The sequence below is a fragment of the Pseudomonas sp. VD-NE ins genome (genome assembly GCF_031882575.1).
In the GTDB taxonomy this organism is placed as follows: Bacteria; Pseudomonadota; Gammaproteobacteria; order Pseudomonadales; family Pseudomonadaceae; genus Aquipseudomonas; species Aquipseudomonas fluorescens_BZ.
On sequence record NZ_CP134772.1, the window covers coordinates 1,147,663 to 1,172,808 of the forward strand.

Consider the following 25,146-nt stretch of genomic DNA (forward strand, 5'->3'; position numbering starts at 1 on the left):
TCCTCAGTCCCGCATTTCGGTCTGGCGTTCGACAGGGTCGATCAGCACGGCTTTCTGCTGGCGCACCAGCAGGTCGAGAATTTCATCCTGGCGCTCGCCGAGGATGCCGTTGAAGCTGATGCCGCTGGATTTGGTCGGCGCCAGCATCGACACGCGATACAGCTCGACACTCAATGGCGAATCGATCGACAGCGGGCCGCTGCCATTGGCCGCCAGTTCACCGCCAACGACGATCAGCGACACCTGCGCATCGAACGGGTCGAGCTTGATGTCACGGTCGGTGTCGGTGAGGTCTTTGATGTGGCCGTAGACGCCGGTCAAACCGTTGGCCATGGCGACGTTTTCGTAGAGGCGGATATTCACGCTGTTACGAATGCGGATGCCGTGGCGCTTGTTGCTGATGACCTTGTTGCCCCACAGCAGGTTGTCGGCGGACTCGTAGAGGGTGATGCCGTCGGTGTGGTTCTTGTAGATCTCGTTGTAGGCAATGATGTTGTTGACGCTGTTCCGGTCGATCACCAGGCCCGAGAGGTGGTTGTCGAAGCTCTTGTTGTTGAAGATGAAGCTGTCGTTGACCTCACGGGAAATAATGATCCCGTGCTTCTTCTTCGTGCCGTGCACGGTGTTCTCGGCAATGATCAGGCCGTGGGAACGGTCGTGCGGGTCGATGCCGTAGACGATGTTGTCTTTGTAGGTGTTGCCCTTGACCACGAAGTCGCGCGTCTCGTAGCAGTAGAAGCCGTACCACATGTCGGAGAACTCGGAGCCGACGATCCAGCCAGTCGGTTCTGGCCGCTTGAGGACCTTGGCCATGTTTGGCGTGTACTGGGAAATACTCACCCCGTACGACTTACTGTTGGCGTAGCCGAAGCTGGCCATTTTGCTATTGACGATGTAAGTCTCGGTGCCACCCCAGGCGAGCAGGAACGGACGGAATTCCTTCGGCGAACGGAAGGTCGCCGGGCCGTTGTCCTTCTCGCGCCAGCCAGTGATTTTGGTGTCACGCACGAACAACTGGCCGTCGTTGACCAGGAACGCACCGGCCTCTTGCGACAGGCGCAGTTCCTGGGTCTGGCCGTCGATTTCGAGGATGCCTTTACGGCCCACCACGATCGGCAGCTTCGACAGGTACACGCCCGGCGAGGTCTCGCTGAAGTACTGCTTGGGCAGTTTCTGCGCCAGATCCTTGAGGTTCATGTAACCGTCGTCGACGAAGATCGCCTGCGGGATGCCGTGCTGACGCACCACCCATTCGGCCATCTTGTTGTCGCCGCCGATGAAGTCCTTCAGCGCGTCTTCCTGCATCATCCGGCGCACGCTGATCTTGCCCGCTTTGCTGCGGTTGATCTTCGCCGCAGCGGCTTCGGCGGTGTAGCCGGACAGGTCAGGCAGTTTCGGCGCGGCCAGGTTCAGCGCCTCTGTCGGCGCGCTGCTGACGGTGTAGGTTTTTGCTTGCTGCAATTCCTTGGCAGTCGTCACCGGCTTGGCCGGTTCGACAGTGGCGAAGGCGCCAGCCGAGGCCAGCAACATCGCGCCGGCCAACAGGCTGAGCGAGCCTTTCCTTGCATGGTGCATGTCGGGCACTCCCTTGGCGGTTTGCATCAGAAGCGCCAGATCACGTCGATGAACGCGCGGTGCATGTACGAATCAACCTGCTTGCCGTAGGCATCGCCCGGTTTGAACACACCGCCACGGAAGCGCACGAGGGCCGAAGGCTCGTCGATCGACTGGCTCAGCGCCGCCGGCAACAGGCCTTGCTTGAAGTACTTGGTGACGACCAGGTCCATCTCCTGACCGAGGTCCTTGTTGCCGTCTTCAAGCGGCAGCGAAGTGCTGGAGAGGATCGCGCCGGTGGCGTCGTCGGTATTGTTTTCCACGGCGTTGATGCCGTTGCTGCCCACCGGTTTGTTGCCGTCGACACGCCAGAACTTGTGATAGATCAGGCTGGCGTCGTACTCGTCGTTGACCATCCACGAACCGAACAACGTCGCGGTCTGCATGTTGTTCATTTCGCCACGGAACGCTTCGCCGAAACGGTGAACCCGCGAGCGCGTACCGGTGTAGTTGGAGCGGTTGCTTTCAAGACCGGTCTGCTCGTAATCGGCGCTGGCGCGGGCATAGGCACCGCCGACTTGCCATTGCGGATCGAGGCGCAGACGCACACCGATGTCGGTGGCCCAGCCGTTGACGTCATCGCTGCGCTTGGCTTGCGCCGGACGCGAACCATCGGCATTCAGCGCGTTGACCGTGTCGCGGTCGCCGCTCATGCCGGTGATGCTGCCCCAGTAGTTGACGGTGTTGGTGTTGCGCCAGTTGTAGGCGTCGCTGTCAGCGGTCAGGCCGAGCCAGCTGATGTCACCGTTCTCGGTTTTATCCAGCGAATCACGCGGGACGCCCGGTTCGGCGTAATCGAGTTTGCCGTCATCATGGGTGTGGTGACCGCGAATGCCGACCCAGTTGCCCGGCGTCCACTGGTAAGCGGCATCTGCGTAGGCGTGCAGGCGATCCTTGTCTTTCGGCGCCAGCTCTTTGAGGTCGGTGCGGTATTCGCTGAAGCGTTCGGCGACACCGGCGTTGGCGCGCAACAGGGTGGTGTCGAAGGTCCAGTTCAGCGCTTCGATGTTGGTGTCGCGCCACTGGCCATCGTCATTGCGCAGACGCTGACGACCGAACTTGAGCATCTCGCCCGGGTACGGGGTGAGGCCGCTGTAGCCGACCCAGAACTCGCGCATCGCCAAGTAGTTTTTCTTGGTTTTGCGATCACCGTTGTCGGTGGCTTGTTCACCGTCGGATTGTTGCAGAGTGTCGGTTTCGATGATGTCGGTCGAGGTCACCGCCTGGCCCATGGCGTAGGCGCTCCACGCGCCGCTTTCGCCATAGATCCACGGACGCAGGTCGAGGCCGACACCGTTGACGTCGCCGCCCTTGGCGGTGCCGAGGTCACGGTCGTCTTCGGACTGGCCGGTGACTTTCACTTCGAGGCCGAAGTTCTTGGTTTCAGTCATCGCGGCCAGTGTCGGGCAAGACCAGATCAGCGCGAACGAGAGGCCAATGCCGGCCTTCACGAATGGATTCAACTTCATAATTTTTCCTCGCCGTCTTCTTCTTCTTGCAGGGCGTGCAGTTGCAGCGTGTTCGGGTTCAGAGCGCCACGGCTGGCTTGCTCTTGTTGCAGCAGACGTTGCGCTTCGGCGAGACGCTCGGGTGGCAGTTGCGCGGCGAGGGTGGTCGCCAGCTCATCGGCTTGCGGGGTGTTTTGCGCCTTGGCCAATTGGCTGAACACGTAGGCGTTGAGCGGGTCGGGCTTGGTACCCTTGCCTTGGGAGAACAGTTGGGCGATGGCGAAGTCGGCGCTGTTCTGGCCGTTGCGCGCGGCGGTCAGCAGGTGGTCGAGAGCCTTCTGCGGATAGACCTTGCCCAGGTAGCCACGGCGATAGATCTGGCCGAGGTAGTAATCGGCGGCGACTTCACGGCCGACGGCTTTCTGGAAATGTTCTTCGGCGACTTTCGCGTCAGCCGGAACCATTTTCCCTTCGTAGTAGAGCTTGCCCAGCAACAGCTCGGCGCGTGGCTGGTCGGCGGCGCGGCCGTTGTCGAGGTACTTCATCATCTGATCGACGTCGCCCAGTTCGGGATAGTCGTAAAGCAATTGCGCGAGGGTGACCCACGACGCCGGGTAACCCGGAGCGATCGGCTCAAGCAGCGACTGCGCGGTTTTTTCGTCGGTCTTGCCGAGGGTCGAATCGGCCAGCACACGGGCCACGGAGTCGACGCGTTGTGCGGTGACGGTGCCACGGCTGTAACCGGCCTGCAGCTGCTTGATCAACTCGGCCTGTTGCTCAGGCTGGGCACGTTTCTGATAGACCGTGGCCAGTTCGACGTAGCAGATATCGGTGGTGTTGAGCGCGGCTTTGCAGATCTTTTCCACGTCATCCAGGTGCTGGTCGTAGGTGCCTTGAGTGCGATACAGCAGCACCTGCGCCAGACCCGCTTCCGGGTAGCCGGATTTGCGCCATTGATCGATCTGCTGCTGCGCGTTGATGTTCGGGAAGCTGTGCGGGTATTGCAGGTACAGCATCGCCAGCGGGATCAACGTATTGCCTTCGCCATTGGCGGCAGCTTTTTTCAGCAGGCTTTCGGCTTCGTGGTGCTCGGCTTCGGTGGAACCCGGTTTGGCCACCAGCAAACGACCGAGACGCGCCTGTGCACGCGGCGAAACACTGGCGGCGGCGCGGTAAGTCGCCTCGGCCTGTTTCATTTGTGCAGGGTCGCGGCTGTCGACCTGGATATCGGCGAGGCCGACTTGCGCTTCGCTGTAGCCCAGATCGGCCAATTGCTGATAGTTCTGCGCAGCGGTGGCGGTGTCGCCACGCTTGAGCGCTTCGTTGGCCAGACGCTGATCGGGCAGACCGGCGCAACCGGCGAGACTGACCGCCAATGCCAAGGCACACACCGATCCCATGTGGGAGCTGGCTTGCCAGCGATTCAGGCGACTCGGTATTTCAGCAAGACCGCATTGATCCGATCGCTGGCAAGCCAGCTCCCACAGGGATCGTGGCGTTCTGAAAAGACTGGTGATAGTCACAGGCATGTCCTCGACTTAAAGACCGGCAGCCATGGCTTTGTCGATCAGCCAGTTCAGGTTCGGGCCACGGTCGCTGTTCACTTCCACCGGGCGGCCGGCGAGGCTGCTGTCGAGCGGCTCGTCAGGCTGGATCTGTACGCGGATGTCGGAGGACAGGTCGGCGCTTTTCAGGCTGGTGCTGCTGACGATCTTGCCGGTGCGGGTCTTGTCTTCGCCGGCGATCTGGAAGCTCACCGGGGTGCCCGGACGCACGTCGCCGAACTGGCGATAGGAGAAGCGCGCATCGACGCTGGCCTGGGTGTTGCGCGGCACCAACTGGAAGATCACATCGCCCTTGCTCGCGTATTGACCATCAGCCACCAGTTGCTGAGCCACGGTGCAATCGCACGGCGAAGTCAGGGTGCCGGTCATTTGCTTGCCGAACAGTTCTTCAACCTTGGCCGGCGACAGTTGATCTTCTTCCAGATGACCCTTGAGCACGTCGAGCATGCTGGTGCTGAAGGTCGCCAGTGGCGCGCCTTTGGCGGCAACGCCGTCGGACTTGACCAGACTCTGCACGGTGCCGTCACGCGGCATGGTGATGTTCATCCCCGGCACGCTGACCAGACCGGCCTGTGCATGGCTGACGAAGTACATGCCGTAAACCGATTTGAAAATGAAACCCGCCGCGACCAGGCCAACGGCGAAGATGCCGGCGCTGAACGTCACTGCTTTCAGGCGCCCGAACGGGGTCATGCCGGAGCCGCCGTCCTTGACCTTGCGTGCTTTGGTGAAGTTATCGCGCTGCAGGGTCGCCAGCACTTCGCCGATGCTGACGATGTCGCCAGCAAGGTGCGAAGTGATCAGGTGGCGCAGGGTGGAAATGTCCTGCGGCTCAAGGTTCTGGAACTGGCAGCCGGCACGGCCGGTCTGGCGGTCGAAGGAACGCACCTGCAGTTCAACGTCCATGGCGATGCCGAGGTTGTCGATGACGAACTGCAGACGCGCCTTGTACACCTGGCCAATGGTCAGTGGCATTTGCCCGGCGTTGAACGCCAGACCACCGGCCGACAGGTCCAGGACCCGCGCTTCGACCGGCGTCCGGTCAGGACCGAAGAAGCGCAGTTTGGCCGGGATTTTCACGCGGGCGTGTTGGCGCTGGGCTTCGGATTCATGCACTACGTTGGCGTTGACGGCGGTATTCATAGGGGCGATTTCCTTGTTAATTCAATAGGGGCGGGTCAGACCATCATCAGCAGCACGGCGACAAAAATGCTGCCGGCGGAGAAGGTCATGGTCCGAGACGACCAGGTGTTGAACCAACGTTGAAAGCTGGCGAGATCACGGGTCAGGGATGTGGGTTGGCGCGTCCAGGATTGTTGGTCGAGGCGGAAGAACACGTAGATCTTCACCAGCGCACCGACGATCTGGTTGTAATAAAGAATCGCTGGGTAAGCCGGGCCGATGCGGTGACCGGAGCACGACAGCAGCAACGTCAGGATCAGGCGGGTGATGCCGATCCACAGCAGGTAAACGAGGATGAACGCGGTGCCGTATTTGAAGCTGGCGATCATCGCCACGGTCAGGCCGAGCAGCGAGGTCCACATCGATACGCGCTGGTCAAACAGCACCACCGAAGTGAACGCACCGAGGCGTTTCACACCCAGGCCCAGTGCTCGCGAATTCTGGCGCAGGTTGTTGCCGTACCAGCGGAACATCAGTTTGCGGCTAGCCTTGATGAAGCTCTTTTCCGGCGGGTGTTCAACGGTGTTGATCGCTGCGTCAGGCACGTAGAAGGTGTCGTAGCCAAGGCGCATCAGGCTGAACCAGCTCGACTTGTCGTCGCCGGTCAAAAACTTGAAGCGGCCCAGACGCCAGTGTTGCAGCGAGTCGCTTTCCACATCGGCGATGAATTCCGGGTTGGTTACCACGGTGGCGCGGAACACCGACATACGACCGGTCATGGTCAGCACGCGTTTGGACAGGGCCATCGAGCACATGTTGATGTGGCGCTGGGCGAAACGCAGCTTGTGCCATTCGCTCATGATGTAGCCGCCGCGCACTTCGCAGAACTCGTTGGTGGTCAGGCCGCCGACATTGCCGAACAGCTGGAACCACGGCACGGTCTTGCGCACGGTGCCTTCGCCGAGCACGGTGTCGCCATCGATCACGGCAACCACGGCGCGGTCGTCCGGCAGGTGACGGGAGATCGCGCGGAAACCGTAGGCCAGGCCATCACGTTTGCCGGTGCCGGGAATGCGCACGAAGTCGAGCTTCACGCGGTCGGGCGGATTCATCCGCGCCCACAGCGCCTTGACCAGCAGCTCATCGGACATTTCGACGATCGAGCAGACCACGGTGGTCGGCAGTTCGCAGTCGATGGCTTCGCGGATCACCGAGCTGTAGACCTGCGCGGTGGTGAGCGCGTCGATACGGAAACTGGTGACCATCAGGAACACATGCGACGGGTCCGCCGCTTTACCCAGCTTGCGCACTTTGCGGCGCAGGTGCGGGTAAACGATGTAGAGGAAAATCATGCCGCGCACAAAGTGCGTTGCACCCATCGAGTAGCGCCAGATACCCACGGCGCCAATCAGGAAAATGAAGTCCTTCGACTCGGAGTCGAATGTGGACGTGGGCAGCATCAAGGCCAGGCCCATCAGCAGACTGAGATAAAAAAGCCAGCCGGCTGATTGCAGAAAAAAATGTTTGAGCTTGGTCATCAACGTCATCCGAAGGTGAGAAGGCTTCAAGCCGCAAGCTTCGAGCTGCCAGCGGAACGCTTTGGCTTGCAGCTCGAGGCTTGTCGCTTAGGGCTGCTTTACCAGCAGATACCTTCGGTACGAGTACCGGCGTCGGTGGCTTTGGCCATGAAGCCGACCAGGTCGATGACCTGTTTGCCGTGCGGCGCTTGTTGGGCCAGCGCGCGGAATTTCTCGTCGCGGTTGCCGAGGATGATTACGTCGGAGTTGTCGATCACCGAATCGAAGTCCGCGTTGAGCAGGGACGACACGTGGGGGATCTTCGACTCGATGTAGTCTTTGTTCGCGCCGTGAACACGGGCGTACTCGACGTTGCTGTCGTAGATGCTCAGGTCGTAACCCTTGCCGATCAGCATCTCGGCCAGCTCTACCAGCGGGCTTTCGCGCAGGTCGTCGGTACCGGCCTTGAAGCTCAGGCCGAGCAGGGCGACTTTGCGTTTGTCGTGGCTTTCAACGATGTCGAAGGCGTTCTGCACTTGCGATTCGTTGCTGCGCATCAGCGAGTTGAGCAGCGGTGCTTCGACGTCCAGCGAACCGGCGCGGTAGGTCAGGGCGCGCACGTCTTTCGGCAGGCACGAACCACCGAAGGCGAAGCCTGGGCGCATGTAGTACTGGGACAGGTTGAGAGTCTTGTCCTGGCAAACCACTTCCATCACTTCACGGCCATCGACGCCGACCGCTTTGGCGATGTTGCCGATCTCGTTGGCGAAGGTCACTTTGGTCGCGTGCCAGACGTTGCAGGTGTACTTGATCATCTCGGCGACGGCGATGTCCTTGCGGATGATCGGTGCGTCGAGTTCTTCGTACAGCGATTGCAGAACGTCGCCCGAGGCCTTGTCGAACTCGCCGATGACGGTCATCGGTGGCAGGTCGTAGTCAGCAATGGCGGTGGATTCACGCAGGAACTCAGGGTTGACCGCAACGCCGAAGTCGACGCCGGCCTTCTTGCCCGAGCAGTCTTCGAGAATCGGGATCACCACGTTGGCAACAGTGCCCGGCAGTACGGTGCTGCGTACGACGATGGTATGGCGGGTAGTCTTTTCACGCAGAACAAAACCGATCTCGCGGCATACCGCTTCGATGTAGTTCAGTTCGAGGTCGCCGTTCTTCTTGCTCGGCGTGCCAACGCAGATCATCGACAGGTCAGTGTCACGAATCGCCTCGGCGAAGTTGGTCGTGCCACGCAGACGACCGGTCTGGATACCTTGTTGCAGAAGTTCGCCCAGGCCCGGTTCAACAATCGGCGACTTGCCGGCGTTGATCATGTCGATCTTGTCTTTGGCAACATCGACGCCAACCACGTCATGGCCCCGTGCAGACAGGCAACCGGCACATACTGCGCCAACGTAACCCAAACCAAATATGCTGATGCGCATCGCAATTACCTCTGTATATATCAGGCCTTAGAGGGCCGGAGTTAATGGTGTTCAGCGTTCATTAGTGCACTCGAAAGTGCGGCATACAGGCGCCACAATGCCGTGTGCAGGCATACTAAGTTTCGAGTGTCTAAATAAGTGCACTCAAGATGTGCGCAACCAGGCCTTGTTGTTATGACTTGCCCTGTTATGCAGCCGATCTTCTTTGGAGAAGACTCTTGTGCAATCGTCTTGCGCGCTCGATGTCAGGATGAAAGTCCCGTAAATCAAGCGGTTGGGTGCTCAGGCGAGCACGTTTATAAGGGCGCGGCCATGGCCTTTGTAGGGGATATAAATGCTGCGTATCTCCTGTCCATCGTCTGTTTTGAGACTGGTTAGTCATCTAGGCAAGTTGCTGTGACAACTTGGTTACATGGCCATCTGCTCTGCGTAAGTTATCTCGTACAAACTCGGCGAGAATCGTTACCGGTGGTATGAGCTATGCATTCGGACGAAGTTCCTGTCCGCTCATCGCGAAATCTGAAATTTCTTGAAATATTGTCGGAGATGGCACTAATCTCAATTTGATAGCACTTTCGTTTTCGACCTTTAATAACAGGCGAATAATCACGTTAGATAGTTTTGTGCCACTACCGTGAAAAAAATCAGGTGCCACTACTGAAAAAAATGATCAGTGTCGAGTGAAACTAATCTTAGAAAAGACAGGGGAGTTTTTTTGGCGCCAGTAAAATGGCGAAATGGGGCGGGGGATTTTTGACAGCGTGCAGGCTGCACGACTCTTTATAGAAAGAGTCGTGCAATAGGCATGCTTTATTCGGGGGCGTGGTCGCGCAGAAATACCAGATTGTCGGGTTTCGATTGCTCGGCGCTGTAGTGATAACCCTGTACATCGAATTGTTTGAGCTGGGCCGGATCGTTGATTTTTTCCTGAATCACGAAACGGCTCATCAGGCCACGAGCCTTCTTCGCGTAGAAACTGATGATCTTGTACTGACCGTTCTTCTGATCCTTGAACTCGGTGTTGATGATCCGTGCGTTCAATGCCGTGCGTTTGACCGCCGAGAAGTACTCGTTGGACGCCAGGTTGAGCAGAACGTCGTCGCCTTGATCGGCCAGTGCTTCGTTGAGCCATTCGCTGATGCGCGTGCCCCAGAAAGCGTACAAGTCCTTGCCCCGGGCGTTGGCCAGTTTGGTGCCCATTTCCAGGCGATACGGTTGCATCAGGTCGAGCGGGCGCAGCAAGCCATACAGGCCGGAGAGCATGCGCAGGTGTTTTTGCGCGTAATCGAAATCGGCTTCGCTGAAGGACTGCGCGTCGAGACCGGTATAAACGTCACCCTTGAACGCGAGCAGCGCTTGCTTGGCGTTTTCCGGGGTGAATGCGGGTGTCCAGCTGCCGAAGCGCGCGGCGTTGAGCCCGCCGATCTTGTCGGACACGTGCATCAGCTCGCTGATCTGCGCCGGCGTCAGGTCGCGCAATTGCTGGATCAGTTCCTGAGAGTGGTCGAGATATTGCGGCTGGGTGAAGCGCTGGGTCGCCGGCGGTGTTTCGTAATCGAGGGTCTTGGCGGGGGAAATCACCATCAGCATGAAGTCGTCTCCTTTAATCGTGGGGGCGATTCTAGGGGGTTGGGGCGGTTGACTCCAGCTATGGGGGTTATAGGTCGGGGTTAGCAGGGGCATTTGCGACGGTTGGTGGATTTTTCCCTCACCCTAACCCTCTCCCAGAGGAAGAGGGGACCGACCGTGTTGTTCTCGAGTAATACATCGACCTGAGATATCCAGTCGAACTCAGGTTTGAAAACATGAAGAGCGGCTCCCTCTCCCTCCGGGAGAGGGCTGGGGTGAGGGCAGCGTCCGTGAATCTTGCACATCAGCTATAGTGCCGCGCGGGTTTTGTTATGGAGACATCCCTTTTGCGCATTGTTCTTTTATTCACCGCGTGGCTGTTGAGCGTCGGTGCCGTGGCGGCGCCGGGCGATGTGGCGACGCTGGATCGTGGCACCTGGCCAGAGCAGCTCAGCAATCCGACGCTGTTTGATGTGGCTTCACGGGCGGAAATCCTGATGTTCGCCCGTGGCCTGCTCGGCACTGAATCGATGGACGAGGCCGCGTTGGCTCAGCGCCTGGGCCTGCGCACAGTCAATATCGATGCGGTCAACAGCCTGCGCCAGCGCCTCTGGCAGCGCTTGTTGGCCAACTACAACTATGCCCAGCAAAGCTGCGATCAGGACGCTTCGTTCTGCTTCCTTGTAGAAGACTTGCCGACGTTGCGCGAGCAGGCGGCCAAGTTTGTGGTCAGCGACGACAGTTATTACACCAAGTGGGCCGAGCCGAGCCGGATCTTCCATTTGCAGTATCTCGACGAACTGATGCGCAAGGCTGCCTTATCGCCGCAGACCAGCAACGAATTCGATCGTTTCGGCGACTACGAGCGTAATGGCGACGAGATGCACGACCGTTTGTTTCTGCTGACCTTCGACAGCGCCGCCAACGTGCAACCGGACAACACCGGTTGGCTCACCGAATACCTGCGCAAGGCAAACCTGAGCGGCACATTCTTTGTGTTGGGCAAGGATATTCAGGCGCGACTGGCTGATCGTTCCGTGAGCAGCCTGCAAGCCGCGTTCTCGAAACAGTGCGTCGGCGTGCAGGGCTGGGAGTTCCGCTCCCACAGCCACTGGCAGGACTGGCAGGATTCGGTGCGGCACAGTGCTGATCTGGTGAAGAACAAATTGCCGGAAAACTATGTGCCGCTGTTCCGTCCGCCAGAAGGGCAACGCCGCAGTGATGCACAAGGTTTCTTCAACACTCAGGGCCTGCAAGTGGCGCTGTGGGACATCGATGCCCAGGACGGCGCCGGCAAACTCAAGGGCGCAGCGAGTGCGCAGCGCGTGCTGACCCTGATGCTGCTGTGGCGACACGGGGTGATCAATTTCAACATGAAACAGGACGCGGTGAAGACCTCGTTACCGTGGCTGATCACGCAAACCGCGCAGAGTGGTATCGGTTGGGAGGACTGTCAGGACGCTTTTCGCTGAGAAACGAAAAAAGCCCGGAAACATTGGGCTTGGGGCGATTTTTTTGCAGGATTCGATGCAGGCGGACTTCCGACTTTAGCGGGGTCTGGGCAGTCCGCCAAGGGCTTTTCGTCACTCTGCAAAATAAACTTAAAAAAACCGTCAAAGTACTTTTTTATGTCATCGGTTTTGGAGTATTACGAAGACAGACCGCCGAAACCTGCAACACAGGTGGCGTCTTCCAAGACCCGTTTGTTTGCAGTCACTTGAATCTCCGCAGGTGAGATTTCGGCAGTCACTTCGAGGCGCAGCACCGCTCAGGTATTGCGTCTACTGGCTCTGACAAAGGTGACCGAGTATGGATGATCACGGACGTAGCCCTTCCTCCAACCAGCCAATCCTTTATGTACTCGATACCAACGTATTGATTCACGATCCAAACGCCCTGCTGAATTTCGAAGAACACCACGTCGCGATCCCGATGACCGTGCTTGAAGAGCTGGACAAGCTCAAGAGCGGGCATCACAGCGTGGCCGCTGAATGCCGTCAGGCCATCCGGCTGATCGACAAGACCCTGGGCGATGCGTCCCCGGAAGATGTCGAGCTGGGTGTGCCGATCCAGCGCGGCAAAGGCGGGCCGAAGGGCTTGCTGTCAATTCTGATGAGCAAGCAGGCGGAATCGAACCTGATTCTGCCCGAGCATCTGAACGACAACAAAATCATCAACCAACTGATCGACCTGCACACCCGCGATCCGAAGAAACCGGTGGTGCTGGTCACCAAAGACATCAACATGCGCCTCAAGGCGCGCGCCTGCGGCATCGATGCCGAGGATTACAGCACCGACCAACTGGTCGATGACGTGTCCCTGTTGCCCAACGGCTACCACAACATGACCGGCTCTTTCTGGGACCGCGTGAGCAAGGTCGACACCCGTCAGGATCACGGCCGCACCTGGCACCAAGTGCAACTGATCGACAATCTGCCGGCAGTGCACATCAACGAGTTCATCATTGATGAACAGGGCTTTGTCGGCTGGATCAAGGAGATCGACGAAGACAAGCTGCTGATCCTCGACCTGCATCAGGAACCGCTGCTGCATCAAGAGGCCTGGGGGCTCAAGCCACGCGACATCTATCAGAGTCTGGCGCTGTACGCGCTACTCGATCCGGACATTCATCTGGTCAATCTGTCGGGTGCCGCCGGTTCCGGTAAAACCATTCTGGCACTGGCTGCGGCGATCGAGCAGACCATGGTCAGCAAGCGTTATCGCCGCATCATCGCGACCCGCAGCGTGCAGGGCCTGGATCAGGAAATCGGCTTCCTGCCCGGCACCGAAGCGGAAAAGATGGAGCCTTGGCTGGGCGCCATCACCGACAACCTCGAAGCCTTGCACATGGATGACGAAAACACCCATGGCAGCGTCGATTACATCCTCAGCAAAGTGCCGTTGCAGTTCAAATCGCTCAACTACATTCGCGGGCGCAGCTTCCAGCAGAGCCTGATCCTGATCGACGAATGCCAGAACCTCACGCCGCACCAGATGAAAACCATCATCACCCGGGCCGGTGCGGGTTCGAAAGTGGTGTGCCTGGGCAACCTCGCACAGATCGACACCCCTTACCTGTCCGCGACCAGCTCCGGGCTGACCTACCTGACCGAACGCTTCAAGGATTTCCCCAACGGTGTGCACATCACCCTGCAAGGGGTGCCTCGCTCGATTCTGGCTGAATACGCAGAAACCCACCTGTAAAACAGCTGCAAGATTCAAGCTGCAAGCGGCAAGATACAAGCGTAGAGAGTGTTTCTCTCATGCCCTTGTAGCTTGCCGCTTAATGCTTGCAACTGCTTAAATGCTGCCATTCCATACCTGCAGACTACTGCGCTTTTCACTTGCCGCTTGTAGCTTGCCGCTCGCAGCTGCCTCAAGGAGGCCCCCGTGCTGACTCATCTCGATTCCCAAGGTCGCGCCAACATGGTCGACGTCACCGAAAAAGCCGTGACGTTCCGTGAAGCGACGGCCCAAGCGCTGGTGCGCATGCTCCCCGAAACGCTGCAGATGATCGTCAGCGGCGGCCATCCCAAGGGTGACGTGTTCGCCGTGGCGCGCATTGCCGGCATTCAAGCGGCGAAGAAAACCAGTGATCTGATTCCCCTGTGCCATCCGCTGATGCTTACCGGCGTCAAAGTCGAACTCAGTGCTGATGGCGAAGACACCGTGCGCATCGTCGCTCGCTGCAAACTCTCCGGGCAGACCGGTGTGGAAATGGAAGCACTGACCGCTGCCAGCGTCGCCGCCCTGACAATCTACGATATGTGCAAAGCCGTCGATCGCGGCATGACCATCGAAAGCGTGCGCCTGCTGGAGAAAGTCGGCGGCAAGAGCGGGCACTTTCAAGCGGAGCAGCCATGAACCTGACCGTGAAGTTTTTTGCCCGTTACCGTGAAGCGCTGGGCGTGGGTTCGGTAAAGGTTGAGGGCGATTTCGCCACCGTCGACGACGTGCGGGCATTGTTGGCACAACGCGATGGCGCTGAGGTGCTGAGCGAGCAGAACCTGATGTGTGCACGCAACGAAGACCTCTGCCAGCTCGACGAGCCAGTGGTTGATGGCGACGAAGTGGCGTTTTTCCCCACCGTGACCGGGGGCTGAGCCATGGCGATTCGCGTGCAGGTCACGCCGTTTGATCCGGGTGCGGAAGTCAACGCGATGCACGCGGCCAATGTCGGCGTCGGCGCGGTGGTGAGTTTTGTCGGCTATGTGCGCGACTTTAACGACGGCCTCGATGTGGCGGGGATGTTCCTCGAACACTATCCGGGCATGACCGAAAAAGCCCTCGGCAAGATCGCCATCGAAGCCGAACAGCGCTGGCCGCTGTTGAAACTGGAAGTGCTGCATCGCATCGGTGCACTGGAACCGGGCCAACCGATCGTCTTCGTCGGCGCCGCCAGCGCCCATCGCCAGGCCGCATTCGATGCCTGTGCCTTCGTCATGGACTACCTGAAAACCCGCGCGCCGTTCTGGAAGAAAGAAAACACCAGCGATGGCCCGCGTTGGGTTGAAGGGCGGGACAGTGATCATGCAGCTGCGGATCGCTGGAAGAAATAAGTTCTCTAGCGCCTTCCCATCCGCCATCGCTGGCAAGCCAGCTCCCACAGGGTTTTGCGTCGTGCACATATTTTTGTGCACCACTGAAACTGTGGGAGCTGGCTTGCCAGCGATGAGGCCATCTGCAACACCCAAAACCTCGCAGACACTCTCTTCTCCCTGATTGACGACTTGTACCTATAAGTCCAATATGGATTTACAAGTACAAAAAAAGCTTCAGTCTTGCCGCTCGTAGCTCCCCGCTCGTAGCTGCTCTTCTTCATCTTGCCAAACCAACAACAACCCGCGAGAGAACGAACATGAAGAAACTCCCCCTCATCACCGGTCTTGCCCTCAGCCTGTTGGCCTCCGCCAGCGTGTTCGCCGCTGAGCAAACCCTGCGCATCGGTATCGAAGCCGCTTACCCGCCATTCGCCTCGAAAACCGACAAAGGCGAAATCGTCGGTTTCGACTACGACATCGGCAATGCCCTGTGTGCGCAGATGAAGGTCAAGTGCGTGTGGGTCGAAGGTGAGTTCGATGGCCTGATTCCTTCGCTGAAAGTGAAGAAGATCGACATGGCCCTGTCGTCGATGACCATCAACGAAGACCGCAAGAAGTCGGTGGATTTCAGCCACAAGTACTACTTCACCTCATCGCGGCTGGTGATGAAAGAAGGCGCCAGCGTTGACGATCAATACGCCAGCCTGAAGGGCAAGAACGTCGGCGTGCAGCGCGCAACGACTACTGATCGTTACGCCACTGAGGTGTTCGAGCCGAAGGGCATCAACGTCAAGCGCTACAGCAACAACGAAGAGATCTACATGGATTTGGCGGCGGGGCGGCTTGATGCGATTTTTGCCGACACCATTCCGCTGAATGACTTTCTGTCGATGCCGCGGGGCAAGGGTTATGCGCTTGTCGGGCCTGAGTTGAAGGATCCGAAGTACGTGGGCGAGGGCGCGGGGATTGCAGTGCGCAAAGGCAATGCCGAATTGGTCAGCCAGTTGAATGGCGCCATCGATGGCATTCGCGCGAGTGGCGAGTACCAGAAGATTTCCGAGAAGTATTTCAAGTCCGACATCTACGGTGACTGATAGTCCGTCATCGCTGGCTTGCCAGCGATTGGGCTGGATCAATCATCGCAAATCTCTAGCCCTTCAATTCCTTCAAATGCTTGTACACCGTCGCCCGCCCCATGTTCAGCACATTGGCCACGTAGTTCGAGGCGCTCTTGCCCTTGAAAGCGCCTTCGGCGTGCAGCGCCAGCACCAGTTCACGTTTGTGATCGCGGGTCAGCACATTCAGGCTCAGTTGCCGCTCGCGCAGCCAGGCGTGGAGGAAGGTGTTGATGCGCTCCTGCCAGTCATCGCGAAACAGTGAGTCCGGCTGCGGGATCAATTTGCTCGGCGACAGGAACAGGTCCAGCGCCGCTTTGGCATTCTCGAACAGCGAAATATTCAGATTGATGCACAGCACCGCCAGCGGCAGGCCTTCGCTGTCGCGCAGGACGCTGCTCAGGCTGCGAATTTTCTGGCCGTCCCAATTGAGCTTTTCGTACGGACCGATATTCCTGTCGCTGACATCCTCGCTGAGCATGTCTTCCAGCGACGAGTCATCGCCGATCTCACGCTTGGACAGGTTGTTGGCGATGTAATCGACCTTCTGTGTGCGCAGGTCGTGTAGCACCACTTCGGCGTGCGGAAAGAACAGTGTGGCGATGGCATCGGCGATGGCGCGGAAGTTATCCAGCGCCGGGTCGAACTCAGGGGCGGTCATGACAGTGGAGCTCCAGGCAGCGTCAGCGCCCCCGTGATCAGGAGGCGCTGCGAGTGTGCCGCAATCGGTTGGGCGCGTCATCCGGATGGACGATCAAGCGAGGCGGGCAGGGGAGAGCATGGCGCTGCTCAGGCCGAAGTTGCGCAAGTGCTCGGGCAGTGGCTCGCCGCGCACCAATGCCGCACTGGCCTGGCCCATCGCTGGCGAAGTCTGGATGCCGTAACCACCCTGCGCCGCGACCCAGAACAGTCCCGGCACCTGCGGATCGAAACCACTGAGCAGATCACCGTCGGCAACGAAACTGCGCAGGCCGGCCCAGGTACGGGTCGGGCGGCGGATGGTCAGCGTGGTCGCTTCTTCGATCTGGTAAATGCCCATGGCGATGTCCAGTTCTTCCGGCTGCACGTCGTGGGGTTCGACCGGGTCGGCGTTGGCCGGCGAGCCGAGAAACATGCCAGCGTCAGGCTTCATATAGAAGGATTCGTCGAGGCTGACCAGCATCGGCCAGTGATGAATATCGACGCCTTCGGGGCCGGCGAAGATGAACGCGGCGCGGCGTTTCGGTTGCAGGCCCAGCGGCCTGGCGCCCGCCAGTGCGCCGATCTTGTCGGCCCAGGCGCCTGCAGCGTTGATTACCACCGGGGCGCTGAAGGTCTGGCCATTGGTTTGTACGTGCCAGAGGCCGTCGGCGTCGCGGTTCAGGCCGAGTACTTCGCAGTCGGTGTGCACTTCGCCGTGGTTGCGACGGATGCCGCGCAGGTAGCCCTGATGCAAGGCGTCGGTGTCGATGTCGCTGGCGCTCGGGTCGTAGATCGCGCCGTGGACCTTTTCCCGACGCAGGATCGGCAGGCGTGCGCAGGCTTCGTCGGCGCTGAGCAATTGCATCTGCGGCACGGTGGCTTTGGCGCTGAGGTATTGGTTGTTCAGTTCGGCGGCGTCACCGGTGAAATCGACGGTCATTTCGCCGCGCGGGGTCAGCAGCGGGTGTTCGCAGAAACCGGCCGGCGGATGATCGAAAAACTCGCGGCTGGCCTGGGTCAGTGCACGTACCTGCGGTGTGCCATAGGCTGCGGTGAATAGCGCGGCGGAGCGCCCGGTGGAGTGATAGGCCGGATGGGATTCACGTTCGAGCACGACCACTTTGCCGTGCGGCGACAGCCAGAACCCGGTGGAAGCGCCGGCAATCCCGCCGCCGATGATGATGAAATCTGCCTGGCTCATGAAAAACTCCAAAGCTGTCGAGGTTCTCTGGGGATCTGCCATTGGCAACTCCCCAATCGGAATGCGATCCCTGTAGGAGCTGCCGAAGGCTGCGATCTTTTGATCTGGTTTTTTAAGATCAAGATCAAAAGATCGCAGCCTTCGGCAGCTCCTACAGTGGTCAGGTGTTCAGGTGGTAGAGGGCATTGGCGAGGGCGATGTCTTCCAGCCCCAAGCCAATCGAGCGGAAAAACACGTGACGATCGCAATCCGGGCGCTGCACTTTCTCGCTGAGCAGATCCGCCAGATCGCCAACAATCGAATCCTTGCTCCAGCCATGCTGTTCACTGGCAATCAACATCTCACCCGCCGACCCCGGCGTGGTCAGACGATAGTCGCAGAACACCTGCATGTCGTTGAGGCTCTGCGGCGGCACTTCGTGGGCGCGCGGGGCGTTGGTGCTGATCGAGGTGATCAGCGCCGGCTTGCTCAGCGCGGCGGGATCGATGACCGGCCCGGCGGACGAGGTACACAGCATGATCACGTCGGCCTCGGCGATGGCCGCATCACGGCTGTCAGCGATCTTCAGATTGGGCGTGATGGCTTTCACCAGAGCCTGGGTTTGCGCGTCGGCGGACAGACTTGGCGAATACAGGCTGATGCTCTGCCAGTCACGCAGCGATCTCACGTAGTGCAAATGCGCCTGGGCAACCTTGCCGCTGCCGATGATCGCCAGTCGCGTAGCATTCAACGGCGCGAGGGCGTCGACTGCCACGGCGGTGGTCGCGGCGGTGCGTGCGGTGGTCAGTTCACCGGCATCACAGAGCAGCAGCGGCTGACCGGTTTTCATCGACATCAACAAGGTCCATGCCGTGACCAGCGCGCCCTGTTCGCGAACGATGTACGGCGAAGTCTTCACGCCGTACACACCGTCTTCAGCCAGTACGCCCAGATAATTGATGAAGTCGCCGGCGCCCTGCGGGAACTCCACCAGTTGCTGCGCTGGTTGCACGGCGTGTCCGGCAGCGAGATCGCGGAACAGCTTGCGCAGGATCTGCGGCACATCGATGCGCGCCAACAACTCGCGGGCCTGATGCTGGTTGATCACGTAGGGCGTACTGGACATGTCAGGCTCCGGATACTTGGTCTAAACTAATTTGTCCATTATGGACTTTTAGTATTCTCTCGCAAGCACCTGATGAAACGCCGGACGAAAAAAAGCGCAGTCCGTTGCCGGCTGCGCTTTTCTTTTAAACGTCGCTTACTGCGGACGCTTGCGCTCAACCGCACGCAACAGATGCGTCGGCGGCGTTTCGCAGCTGATCTTGCGACCGAGCTTCTCTTCGATGGACGGCAACTGATAGGAGTCGTCCTCACCGGCGAAGCTGATCGACACGCCATCGGCGCCAGCACGACCGGTACGGCCGATGCGGTGCACGTAGTCGTCCGGGACTTCCGGCAGGGTGAAGTTGATCACGTGGCTGATGCCGTCGATGTGGATGCCGCGACCGGCCACATCAGTGGCGACCAGCACGCGAATCTTGCCTTCGCGGAAACCTTCCAGCGTCTTGATGCGTTTGTGCTGCGGCACATCGCCGGACAACTGCGCAGCATTCACACCGTCGCGCACCAGGCGCTCTTCGATACGGCGGACTTCGTCCTTGCGGTTGGCGAAGACCATCACCCGCTCCCAGCCATTATCGTTGACCAGGTTGTAGAGCAATTTGTACTTGTCGGCACCGGCCACGGCGTAGATGTGTTGCTCAACGTTTTCGCTGGCGACGTTGGTGACTTCGATTTCGACGATGGACGGATCGGTGGTCCATTGCTTGGCGAGGTTCATCACGTCTTCGGTGAAGGTCGCGGAGAACAGCAAGGTCTGGCGCTCGGACTTCGGCGGAGTCTGGCGAATGATCTGGCGTACTTGCGGGATGAAACCCATGTCGAGCATGCGGTCGGCTTCGTCCAGCACCATCACTTCGACCATGTCCAGGTGCACGTCGCCGCGCTGGTTGAAGTCGAGCAGTCGGCCCGGGGTTGCCACAAGAATGTCGCAATGACGCGCTTCGAGGTGCTTGAGCTGCTTGTCGAAGTCCATGCCGCCAACAAACGTCATGACGTTGAGGCCGGTGTACTTGGTCAGGTCGGCAGCGTCTTTGGCGATCTGCACCACCAGCTCACGGGTCGGCGCGATGATCAGCGCACGGGGTTCGCCCATGTAGCGTTCTTTCGGCGGCGGCGTTTGCAACAGCTGGGTGATGATCGAGATCAGGAACGCGGCGGTTTTGCCTGTGCCGGTCTGCGCGCGGCCAATGGCGTCTTTGCCGGCGAGGGTGAAGCCCAGCACCTGCGCCTGGATCGGCGTGCAATACGGGAAACCCAGATCCTGGATGGCGTGCATCAGTTCTGGAGACAGCTTGAAATCGTGGAAGCGGGTTTTGCCTTCCTGTGGCTCGACGACGAAATCTTCGAGTTTCCACGGAATCACCGGTGCCTTGGGCTTCGGTTCGCGGCGCGGTCTGGCCGGTTTCGGCGCTTCGCTGCGGGCAGTTTCGGCGGCGATGGGCACGGCCGGTGCAGGTTGCGGTTCTGCCTTCGGTGCCGCTACGTGAGCGGGGCGGTCGGCCTGTGGGGCATCGGTGCGATGACCGGGGGCGTGCGACGGCGCACTGGGAACTGGCGCGAGCTGCTCAGCCTCGCTTTTACCGAACATCTTCTTGAGTGCTTTGAGCACGGTCATCTCATCAATTGGTTAAGGAATGTACGCCGGCCAGTGTAATGCAAGAAACGGGCGCGGCGTAGTGGGAGGGATCAAAGGGTGGTTTTAATCTCGACGCTTAGCGCAAACGTTCGCCCAACCAGACACCGATGTCGCGAATTTCCTCGGGTAACACTTCGTGCTCCATTGGGTATTCCTGCCATGTCACGGTGACACCATGCTTCACCAAATGCTCATAAGCACTGCGCCCCATCGAGTTCTGCACCACGCCATCGAACTGGCCGTGCAGGCATATCGCGGGAATCCGCTGCTGACTGGCTGAAAGCTGCATCTCATCATTGAAGGTCGGTGCATACGTCGACAACGCCAGCACACCGCCCAACGGCCCCTGCCATTTCACAAAAGCGGTGTGCAATACCACGGCGCCCCCCTGGGAAAAACCAGCGAGGAAAATCCGCGAGGCGTCTATTCCGCTGGCGCGCTCGTTTTCGATCAATTGAATGATGCGATCCGCTGACGCTTCCAACTGCTCACGGTCAATCGCCCGCGCCGGGCTCATGGCTTTGATGTCGTACCAGCTGGGCATGGCATAACCGCCATTTATCGTCACTGGAAGAGTCGGCGCCTGCGGCAGGACGAAGCGCGTGCTCAGCAGGCTTTCCTGCAGCGCCTCGGCGACTGGCAGGAAATCGTAGCGATCGGCGCCGAGGCCGTGCAGCCAGATCACGCAAGCGTCTGCGGGCTTAACAGGCTGAAGAATCAAGGGCTCGGTCATGTCTGCTCCAAATATGTGCGGGCGCTCTCATTAAGTGCGTGATTCGAGTGCGCGTCCGGTTGATCCGTTAAGAAGATGTCGCAAGGTTACAAGTTTTGCTATTGACCTGTCGTTGAATCGATTCCGCGACAGGTGTGGTACGGGCTTTGCTATGGAAGGTTCTGTACGAATAATCCTACGTGTGGCGGTAACACTATCAGTGTACGACCCGCGACGGGATTGCAAAGAATCCGGTGATGGATGTTCGCCAATGGCCGCTACGGGCTTAGCGAACGTGAAAGGGCTACAGCCCGTTCGGCCGATTGGTGAGAAGTGAGTTGTCCATGATGTGGATTTTCTCCTACTAGACTCATAGCGAAGGTCTTACGTCGGTTGACCCCAAAAAAAGCCAACACGGGTCAACAACGCCTCAAAAGGGTGCGACTGGACTCAAGCTCCGACACAACAAGAGCAAAACTGGAGGTTTGAATGAAGATGTTGAAATCCACCCTGGCCATCGTGACTGCAGCAACAGTACTCGGTGTCAGCGGGTTCGCTCAGGCGGGTGCAACCCTGGATGCAGTGCAGAAGAAAGGTTTTGTGCAGTGTGGCGTGAGCGACGGTCTGCCGGGCTTCTCGGTACCAGACGCAACCGGCAAGATCCTCGGGATCGATGCTGACGTCTGCCGCGCTGTGGCCGCTGCCGTATTCGGCGACGCGACCAAGGTCAAGTTCAGTCAGTTGAACGCCAAGGAGCGCTTCACCGCGCTGCAATCGGGCGAGATCGACATCCTGTCGCGCAACACCACCATGACCAGTTCGCGTGACGCGGGCATGGGCCTGAAATTCCCGGGCTTCATTACCTACTACGACGGCATCGGCTTCCTGGTGAACAACAAGCTGGGCGTGAAAAGTGCCAAAGAGCTGGACGGTGCAACCATCTGCATCCAGGCCGGTACCACCACCGAGCTGAACGTTTCCGACTACTTCCGTGGCAACGGTCTGAAATACACCCCGATCACTTTCGACACCTCCGATGAAAGCGCCAAGTCGCTGGAGTCCGGTCGTTGCGACGTGCTGACCTCCGACAAGTCCCAACTGTTCGCCCAGCGTTCCAAGCTGGCCTCGCCGAAGGACTACGTGGTTCTGCCGGAAACCATTTCCAAAGAACCTCTGGGCCCGGTCGTACGTAACGGCGACGACGAGTGGCTGGCCATCGTCCGTTGGGTTGGCTACGCGCTGCTCAACACCGAAGAAGCCGGCATCACTTCGAAGAACGTCGAAGCTGAAGCCAAGTCGACCAAGAACCCGGACGTCGCCCGTATGCTCGGCGCTGACGGCGAGTACGGTAAAGACCTGAAACTGCCGAAAGACTGGGTTGTGCAGATCGTCAAACAAGTCGGCAACTACGGCGAAATCTTCGAGAAAAACCTCGGCAAGAGCACTCCGCTGGAAATCGACCGCGGCTTGAACGCCCTGTGGAACAACGGCGGCATTCAGTACGCACCACCAGTGCGCTAATGGTTCTATCGCCCGGCGGGCCAACCGCCGGGTGATGTTCTTGTTCCATTTCTTCCGGGGCACTTCATGCAAAATTCAATCGGCGCACCAAAGCAGAGGTTCAGCCTCAGCGATCCACGAGTGCGTGCGTGGCTATTCCAGATCATCACCGTTGTGGCGGTGGTCTCGCTGGGCTGGTACTTGTTCGACAACACGCAAACCAACCTTCAGCACCGGGGTATTACCTCGGGTTTCGGTTTTCTGGAGCGCAGTGCCGGATTCGGCATCGCTCAACACCTGATCGACTATACGGAAGCGGACAGCTATGCCCGCGTCTTCGTCATCGGACTTCTCAACACCCTGTTGGTGACTGTGATCGGCGTGGTTCTGGCGACGATCCTCGGTTTCATCATCGGTGTAGCACGGCTGTCGCAGAACTGGATCATCAGCAAACTGGCGACGGTGTATGTGGAAGTGTTCCGCAACATTCCGCCGCTGCTGCAGATTCTGTTCTGGTACTTCGCGGTGTTCCTGACCATGCCGGGGCCGCGCAACAGCCATAACTTCGGCGACACCTTCTTCGTCAGCAGCCGTGGCCTGAACATGCCGGCCGCACTGGCTGCCGACGGTTTCTGGGCGTTCGTGATCAGCATCGTGGTGGCCATTGTCGGCATCGTGCTGATGTGCCGTTGGGCGAACAAGCGCTTCGAAGCAACCGGCGTGCCGTTCCACAAGTTCTGGGTGGGGCTGGCGATTCTGCTGGTGATCCCGACGTTGTGCGCACTTGTCTTCGGCGCTCCGCTGCATTGGGAAATGCCGAAGCTTTCAGGCTTCAACTTTGTCGGCGGCTGGGTGCTGATCCCGGAACTGCTCGCCTTGACCCTGGCCCTGACCGTGTACACCGCGGCGTTCATCGCCGAGATCGTGCGTTCCGGGATCAAGTCGGTCAGCCATGGTCAGACTGAGGCGGCACGTTCCCTCGGCCTGCGCAACGGTCCGACCCTGCGCAAGGTGATCATTCCGCAAGCCCTGCGCGTGATCATTCCGCCGCTGACCAGCCAATACCTCAACCTGGCGAAAAACTCTTCGCTGGCCGCCGGTATCGGTTACCCGGAAATGGTTTCTTTGTTCGCCGGCACCGTGCTCAACCAGACCGGTCAGGCAATCGAAGTGATTGCCATCACCATGAGCGTGTACCTGGCGATCAGTATCAGCATTTCCCTGCTGATGAACTGGTACAACAAGCGCATTGCGCTGATCGAGCGGTAAGGAAAAGCGCATGAGTACTCATACTTTCAAACCCGACATGCCCCCACCGAACAGCAGCATCGGCGTGGTGGCGTGGATGCGCGCGAACATGTTCTCCAGCTGGCTCAACACCCTGCTGACGCTGTTTGCGTTCTACCTGATCTACCTGGTGGTGCCACCGATTCTCAGTTGGGCAATCATTGATGCCAACTGGGTCGGCACCACCCGCGCCGACTGCACCAAGGACGGCGCCTGCTGGGTGTTCATTCAGCAGCGTTTCGGCCAGTTCATGTACGGCTACTACCCGACGGAACTGCGCTGGCGTGTGGACCTGACCGTGTGGCTGGCGGTGATCGGCGTGGCGCCCCTGTTCATCTCGCGCTTTCCGCGTAAAGCGGTGTACGGACTGAGCTTCCTGGTGCTGTACCCGATCATTGCCTACATCCTGTTGCACGGCGGTTTCGGTCTGAGCAATGTGGCGACCAGCCAGTGGGGCGGCTTGATGCTGACCTTGGTGATCGCCACTGTCGGTATCGCCGGTGCCTTGCCGCTGGGGATTGTGCTGGCGCTGGGCCGTCGTTCGAACATGCCGGCGATTCGTGTGGTCTGCGTGACCTTTATCGAATTCTGGCGCGGCGTGCCGTTGATCACCGTGCTGTTCATGTCTTCGGTGATGCTGCCGCTGTTCCTGCCTGAAGGCATGAACTTCGACAAGCTGCTGCGGGCACTGATCGGCGTGATCCTGTTCCAGTCGGCCTATGTGGCCGAGGTGGTGCGCGGCGGTCTGCAAGCAATTCCCAAAGGTCAGTACGAAGCGGCCGCGGCGATGGGCCTCGGTTACTGGCGTTCGATGGGCCTGGTGATTCTGCCGCAAGCCCTGAAGCTGGTGATCCCCGGCATCGTCAACACCTTCATTGCGCTGTTCAAGGACACCAGTCTGGTGATCATCATCGGCCTGTTTGACCTGCTCAACAGCGTCAAACAAGCCGCTGCCGATCCGAAATGGCTGGGCATGGCCACCGAAGGCTACGTGTTCGCCGCCCTGGTGTTCTGGATTTTCTGTTTTGGTATGTCGCGCTATTCCATGCATCTGGAACGCAAGCTCGACACTGGCCACAAGCGTTAGGAGTTGTGTAA

General features: G+C 59.2%; 21 protein-coding genes. 9 read left to right on the plus strand and 12 right to left on the minus strand.

Going from position 1 to position 25,146, the window contains the following annotated elements; genetic code table 11:
- Window positions 1-3: 3 nt before the first annotated feature.
- From algG to yaaA, 7 genes are all read right to left on the minus strand, one after another.
- A complete protein-coding gene (gene algG / locus RMV17_RS04880; protein WP_311885913.1) occupies window positions 4-1,575 on the minus strand; it encodes a mannuronan 5-epimerase AlgG in 1,572 nt (523 codons plus the stop codon).
- Window positions 1,576-1,601: 26 nt separating this feature from the next.
- Window positions 1,602-3,083, minus strand: coding sequence for an alginate export family protein (locus RMV17_RS04885; protein ID WP_311885914.1), 1,482 nt, complete (start codon window positions 3,081-3,083; stop codon window positions 1,602-1,604).
- Window positions 3,080-4,591, minus strand: a complete 1,512-nt coding sequence (gene algK / locus RMV17_RS04890; protein ID WP_311885915.1) for an alginate biosynthesis TPR repeat lipoprotein AlgK — start codon at window positions 4,589-4,591, stop codon at window positions 3,080-3,082. The genes RMV17_RS04885 and algK overlap by 4 nt, the downstream gene beginning before the upstream one ends.
- A 9-nt stretch (window positions 4,592-4,600) precedes the next feature.
- Entirely contained in the window at window positions 4,601-5,770 is a 1,170-nt protein-coding gene (locus RMV17_RS04895) for an alginate biosynthesis protein Alg44 (protein ID WP_311885916.1), read from the minus strand.
- Between the two features lie 35 nt (window positions 5,771-5,805).
- Window positions 5,806-7,287 carry a mannuronan synthase gene (gene alg8, locus RMV17_RS04900; RefSeq protein ID WP_175555292.1) on the minus strand — a complete coding sequence of 494 codons (1,482 nt, stop codon included), beginning with the start codon at window positions 7,285-7,287 and terminating at the stop codon, window positions 5,806-5,808.
- Window positions 7,288-7,385: 98 nt separating this feature from the next.
- Window positions 7,386-8,702, minus strand: coding sequence for a nucleotide sugar dehydrogenase (locus RMV17_RS04905; RefSeq protein ID WP_008087506.1), 1,317 nt, complete (start codon window positions 8,700-8,702; stop codon window positions 7,386-7,388).
- Between the two features lie 810 nt (window positions 8,703-9,512).
- Window positions 9,513-10,292, minus strand: coding sequence for a peroxide stress protein YaaA (gene yaaA / locus RMV17_RS04910; RefSeq protein WP_311885917.1), 780 nt, complete (start codon window positions 10,290-10,292; stop codon window positions 9,513-9,515).
- Between the two features lie 326 nt (window positions 10,293-10,618).
- Here yaaA and RMV17_RS04915 point away from each other — a divergent pair, with 326 nt between their 5' ends.
- The 6 genes from RMV17_RS04915 (at window position 10,619) to RMV17_RS04940 (ending at window position 15,906) form a co-directional block, all read left to right on the plus strand.
- Window positions 10,619-11,743: a polysaccharide deacetylase family protein gene (locus RMV17_RS04915; RefSeq protein ID WP_311885918.1), complete on the plus strand. Its 1,125-nt coding sequence runs from the start codon at window positions 10,619-10,621 to the stop codon at window positions 11,741-11,743.
- Between the two features lie 337 nt (window positions 11,744-12,080).
- Window positions 12,081-13,475 (plus strand): PhoH family protein, encoded by a 1,395-nt coding sequence (locus tag RMV17_RS04920; protein WP_034154568.1) that lies wholly within the window; start codon window positions 12,081-12,083, stop codon window positions 13,473-13,475.
- Between the two features lie 186 nt (window positions 13,476-13,661).
- The gene (moaC, locus tag RMV17_RS04925; protein WP_016985015.1) at window positions 13,662-14,135 is read left to right on the plus strand and encodes a cyclic pyranopterin monophosphate synthase MoaC; all 474 of its coding nucleotides are present in this window, start codon (window positions 13,662-13,664) and stop codon (window positions 14,133-14,135) included.
- Window positions 14,132-14,374, plus strand: coding sequence for a MoaD/ThiS family protein (locus RMV17_RS04930; protein WP_311885919.1), 243 nt, complete (start codon window positions 14,132-14,134; stop codon window positions 14,372-14,374). Before moaC ends, RMV17_RS04930 begins: the two co-directional genes overlap by 4 nt.
- A 3-nt stretch (window positions 14,375-14,377) precedes the next feature.
- Window positions 14,378-14,830 carry a molybdopterin synthase catalytic subunit MoaE gene (gene moaE, locus RMV17_RS04935; RefSeq protein ID WP_311885920.1) on the plus strand — a complete coding sequence of 151 codons (453 nt, stop codon included), beginning with the start codon at window positions 14,378-14,380 and terminating at the stop codon, window positions 14,828-14,830.
- A 299-nt stretch (window positions 14,831-15,129) separates the two neighbouring features.
- Entirely contained in the window at window positions 15,130-15,906 is a 777-nt protein-coding gene (locus tag RMV17_RS04940) for an ABC transporter substrate-binding protein (RefSeq protein WP_311885921.1), read from the plus strand.
- 55 nt (window positions 15,907-15,961) lie between these two features.
- Here the strand turns inward: RMV17_RS04940 and RMV17_RS04945 are convergent, their stop codons facing one another.
- The 5 genes from RMV17_RS04945 to RMV17_RS04965 all read right to left on the minus strand — a co-directional run bounded on the left by RMV17_RS04945 (window position 15,962) and on the right by RMV17_RS04965 (window position 21,282).
- Entirely contained in the window at window positions 15,962-16,588 is a 627-nt protein-coding gene (locus RMV17_RS04945) for a transcriptional regulator (RefSeq protein ID WP_007914317.1), read from the minus strand.
- Window positions 16,589-16,681: 93 nt separating this feature from the next.
- Window positions 16,682-17,809, minus strand: coding sequence for an FAD-binding oxidoreductase (locus tag RMV17_RS04950; RefSeq protein WP_311885922.1), 1,128 nt, complete (start codon window positions 17,807-17,809; stop codon window positions 16,682-16,684).
- A 160-nt stretch (window positions 17,810-17,969) separates the two neighbouring features.
- Window positions 17,970-18,914, minus strand: a complete 945-nt coding sequence (locus RMV17_RS04955) for an ornithine cyclodeaminase family protein (RefSeq protein ID WP_311885923.1) — start codon at window positions 18,912-18,914, stop codon at window positions 17,970-17,972.
- 135 nt (window positions 18,915-19,049) lie between these two features.
- Window positions 19,050-20,528 (minus strand): ATP-dependent RNA helicase RhlB, encoded by a 1,479-nt coding sequence (gene rhlB / locus RMV17_RS04960; RefSeq protein ID WP_311885924.1) that lies wholly within the window; start codon window positions 20,526-20,528, stop codon window positions 19,050-19,052.
- Window positions 20,529-20,625: 97 nt separating this feature from the next.
- Window positions 20,626-21,282, minus strand: a complete 657-nt coding sequence (locus tag RMV17_RS04965; RefSeq protein WP_034154574.1) for an alpha/beta hydrolase — start codon at window positions 21,280-21,282, stop codon at window positions 20,626-20,628.
- A gap of 468 nt (window positions 21,283-21,750) precedes the next feature.
- On the opposite strand from RMV17_RS04965, the gene RMV17_RS04970 reads away from it, so the two are divergent.
- The 3 genes from RMV17_RS04970 (at window position 21,751) to RMV17_RS04980 (ending at window position 25,135) form a co-directional block, all read left to right on the plus strand.
- A complete protein-coding gene (locus RMV17_RS04970) occupies window positions 21,751-22,782 on the plus strand; it encodes an amino acid ABC transporter substrate-binding protein (protein WP_007914328.1) in 1,032 nt (343 codons plus the stop codon).
- A gap of 66 nt (window positions 22,783-22,848) precedes the next feature.
- Window positions 22,849-24,030, plus strand: coding sequence for an amino acid ABC transporter permease (locus RMV17_RS04975; protein WP_034154575.1), 1,182 nt, complete (start codon window positions 22,849-22,851; stop codon window positions 24,028-24,030).
- Between the two features lie 10 nt (window positions 24,031-24,040).
- Window positions 24,041-25,135 carry an amino acid ABC transporter permease gene (locus RMV17_RS04980; RefSeq protein ID WP_034154576.1) on the plus strand — a complete coding sequence of 365 codons (1,095 nt, stop codon included), beginning with the start codon at window positions 24,041-24,043 and terminating at the stop codon, window positions 25,133-25,135.
- The last annotated feature ends 11 nt before the right edge of the window (window positions 25,136-25,146 follow it).

Bases quoted from the DNA above. Each gene is read 5' to 3' on its own strand.
- RMV17_RS04930 (WP_311885919.1), top strand. From the start codon at position 14,132: ATGAACCTGACCGTGAAGTTTTTTGCCCGTTACCGTGAAGCGCTGGGC.
- algK (WP_311885915.1), bottom strand. From the start codon at position 4,591: ATGCCTGTGACTATCACCAGTCTTTTCAGAACGCCACGATCCCTGTGG.
- RMV17_RS04945 (WP_007914317.1), bottom strand. From the start codon at position 16,588: ATGACCGCCCCTGAGTTCGACCCGGCGCTGGATAACTTCCGCGCCATC.
- RMV17_RS04885 (WP_311885914.1), bottom strand. From the start codon at position 3,083: ATGAAGTTGAATCCATTCGTGAAGGCCGGCATTGGCCTCTCGTTCGCG.
- RMV17_RS04975 (WP_034154575.1), top strand. From the start codon at position 22,849: ATGCAAAATTCAATCGGCGCACCAAAGCAGAGGTTCAGCCTCAGCGAT.
- RMV17_RS04940 (WP_311885921.1), top strand. From the start codon at position 15,130: ATGAAGAAACTCCCCCTCATCACCGGTCTTGCCCTCAGCCTGTTGGCC.
- algG (WP_311885913.1), bottom strand. From the start codon at position 1,575: ATGCACCATGCAAGGAAAGGCTCGCTCAGCCTGTTGGCCGGCGCGATG.
- RMV17_RS04920 (WP_034154568.1), top strand. From the start codon at position 12,081: ATGGATGATCACGGACGTAGCCCTTCCTCCAACCAGCCAATCCTTTAT.
- rhlB (WP_311885924.1), bottom strand. From the start codon at position 20,528: ATGACCGTGCTCAAAGCACTCAAGAAGATGTTCGGTAAAAGCGAGGCT.
- alg8 (WP_175555292.1), bottom strand. From the start codon at position 7,287: ATGACCAAGCTCAAACATTTTTTTCTGCAATCAGCCGGCTGGCTTTTT.
- RMV17_RS04950 (WP_311885922.1), bottom strand. From the start codon at position 17,809: ATGAGCCAGGCAGATTTCATCATCATCGGCGGCGGGATTGCCGGCGCT.
- RMV17_RS04970 (WP_007914328.1), top strand. From the start codon at position 21,751: ATGAAGATGTTGAAATCCACCCTGGCCATCGTGACTGCAGCAACAGTA.
- RMV17_RS04980 (WP_034154576.1), top strand. From the start codon at position 24,041: ATGAGTACTCATACTTTCAAACCCGACATGCCCCCACCGAACAGCAGC.
- RMV17_RS04955 (WP_311885923.1), bottom strand. From the start codon at position 18,914: ATGTCCAGTACGCCCTACGTGATCAACCAGCATCAGGCCCGCGAGTTG.
- RMV17_RS04895 (WP_311885916.1), bottom strand. From the start codon at position 5,770: ATGAATACCGCCGTCAACGCCAACGTAGTGCATGAATCCGAAGCCCAG.
- RMV17_RS04965 (WP_034154574.1), bottom strand. From the start codon at position 21,282: ATGACCGAGCCCTTGATTCTTCAGCCTGTTAAGCCCGCAGACGCTTGC.
- moaE (WP_311885920.1), top strand. From the start codon at position 14,378: ATGGCGATTCGCGTGCAGGTCACGCCGTTTGATCCGGGTGCGGAAGTC.
- RMV17_RS04905 (WP_008087506.1), bottom strand. From the start codon at position 8,702: ATGCGCATCAGCATATTTGGTTTGGGTTACGTTGGCGCAGTATGTGCC.
- yaaA (WP_311885917.1), bottom strand. From the start codon at position 10,292: ATGCTGATGGTGATTTCCCCCGCCAAGACCCTCGATTACGAAACACCG.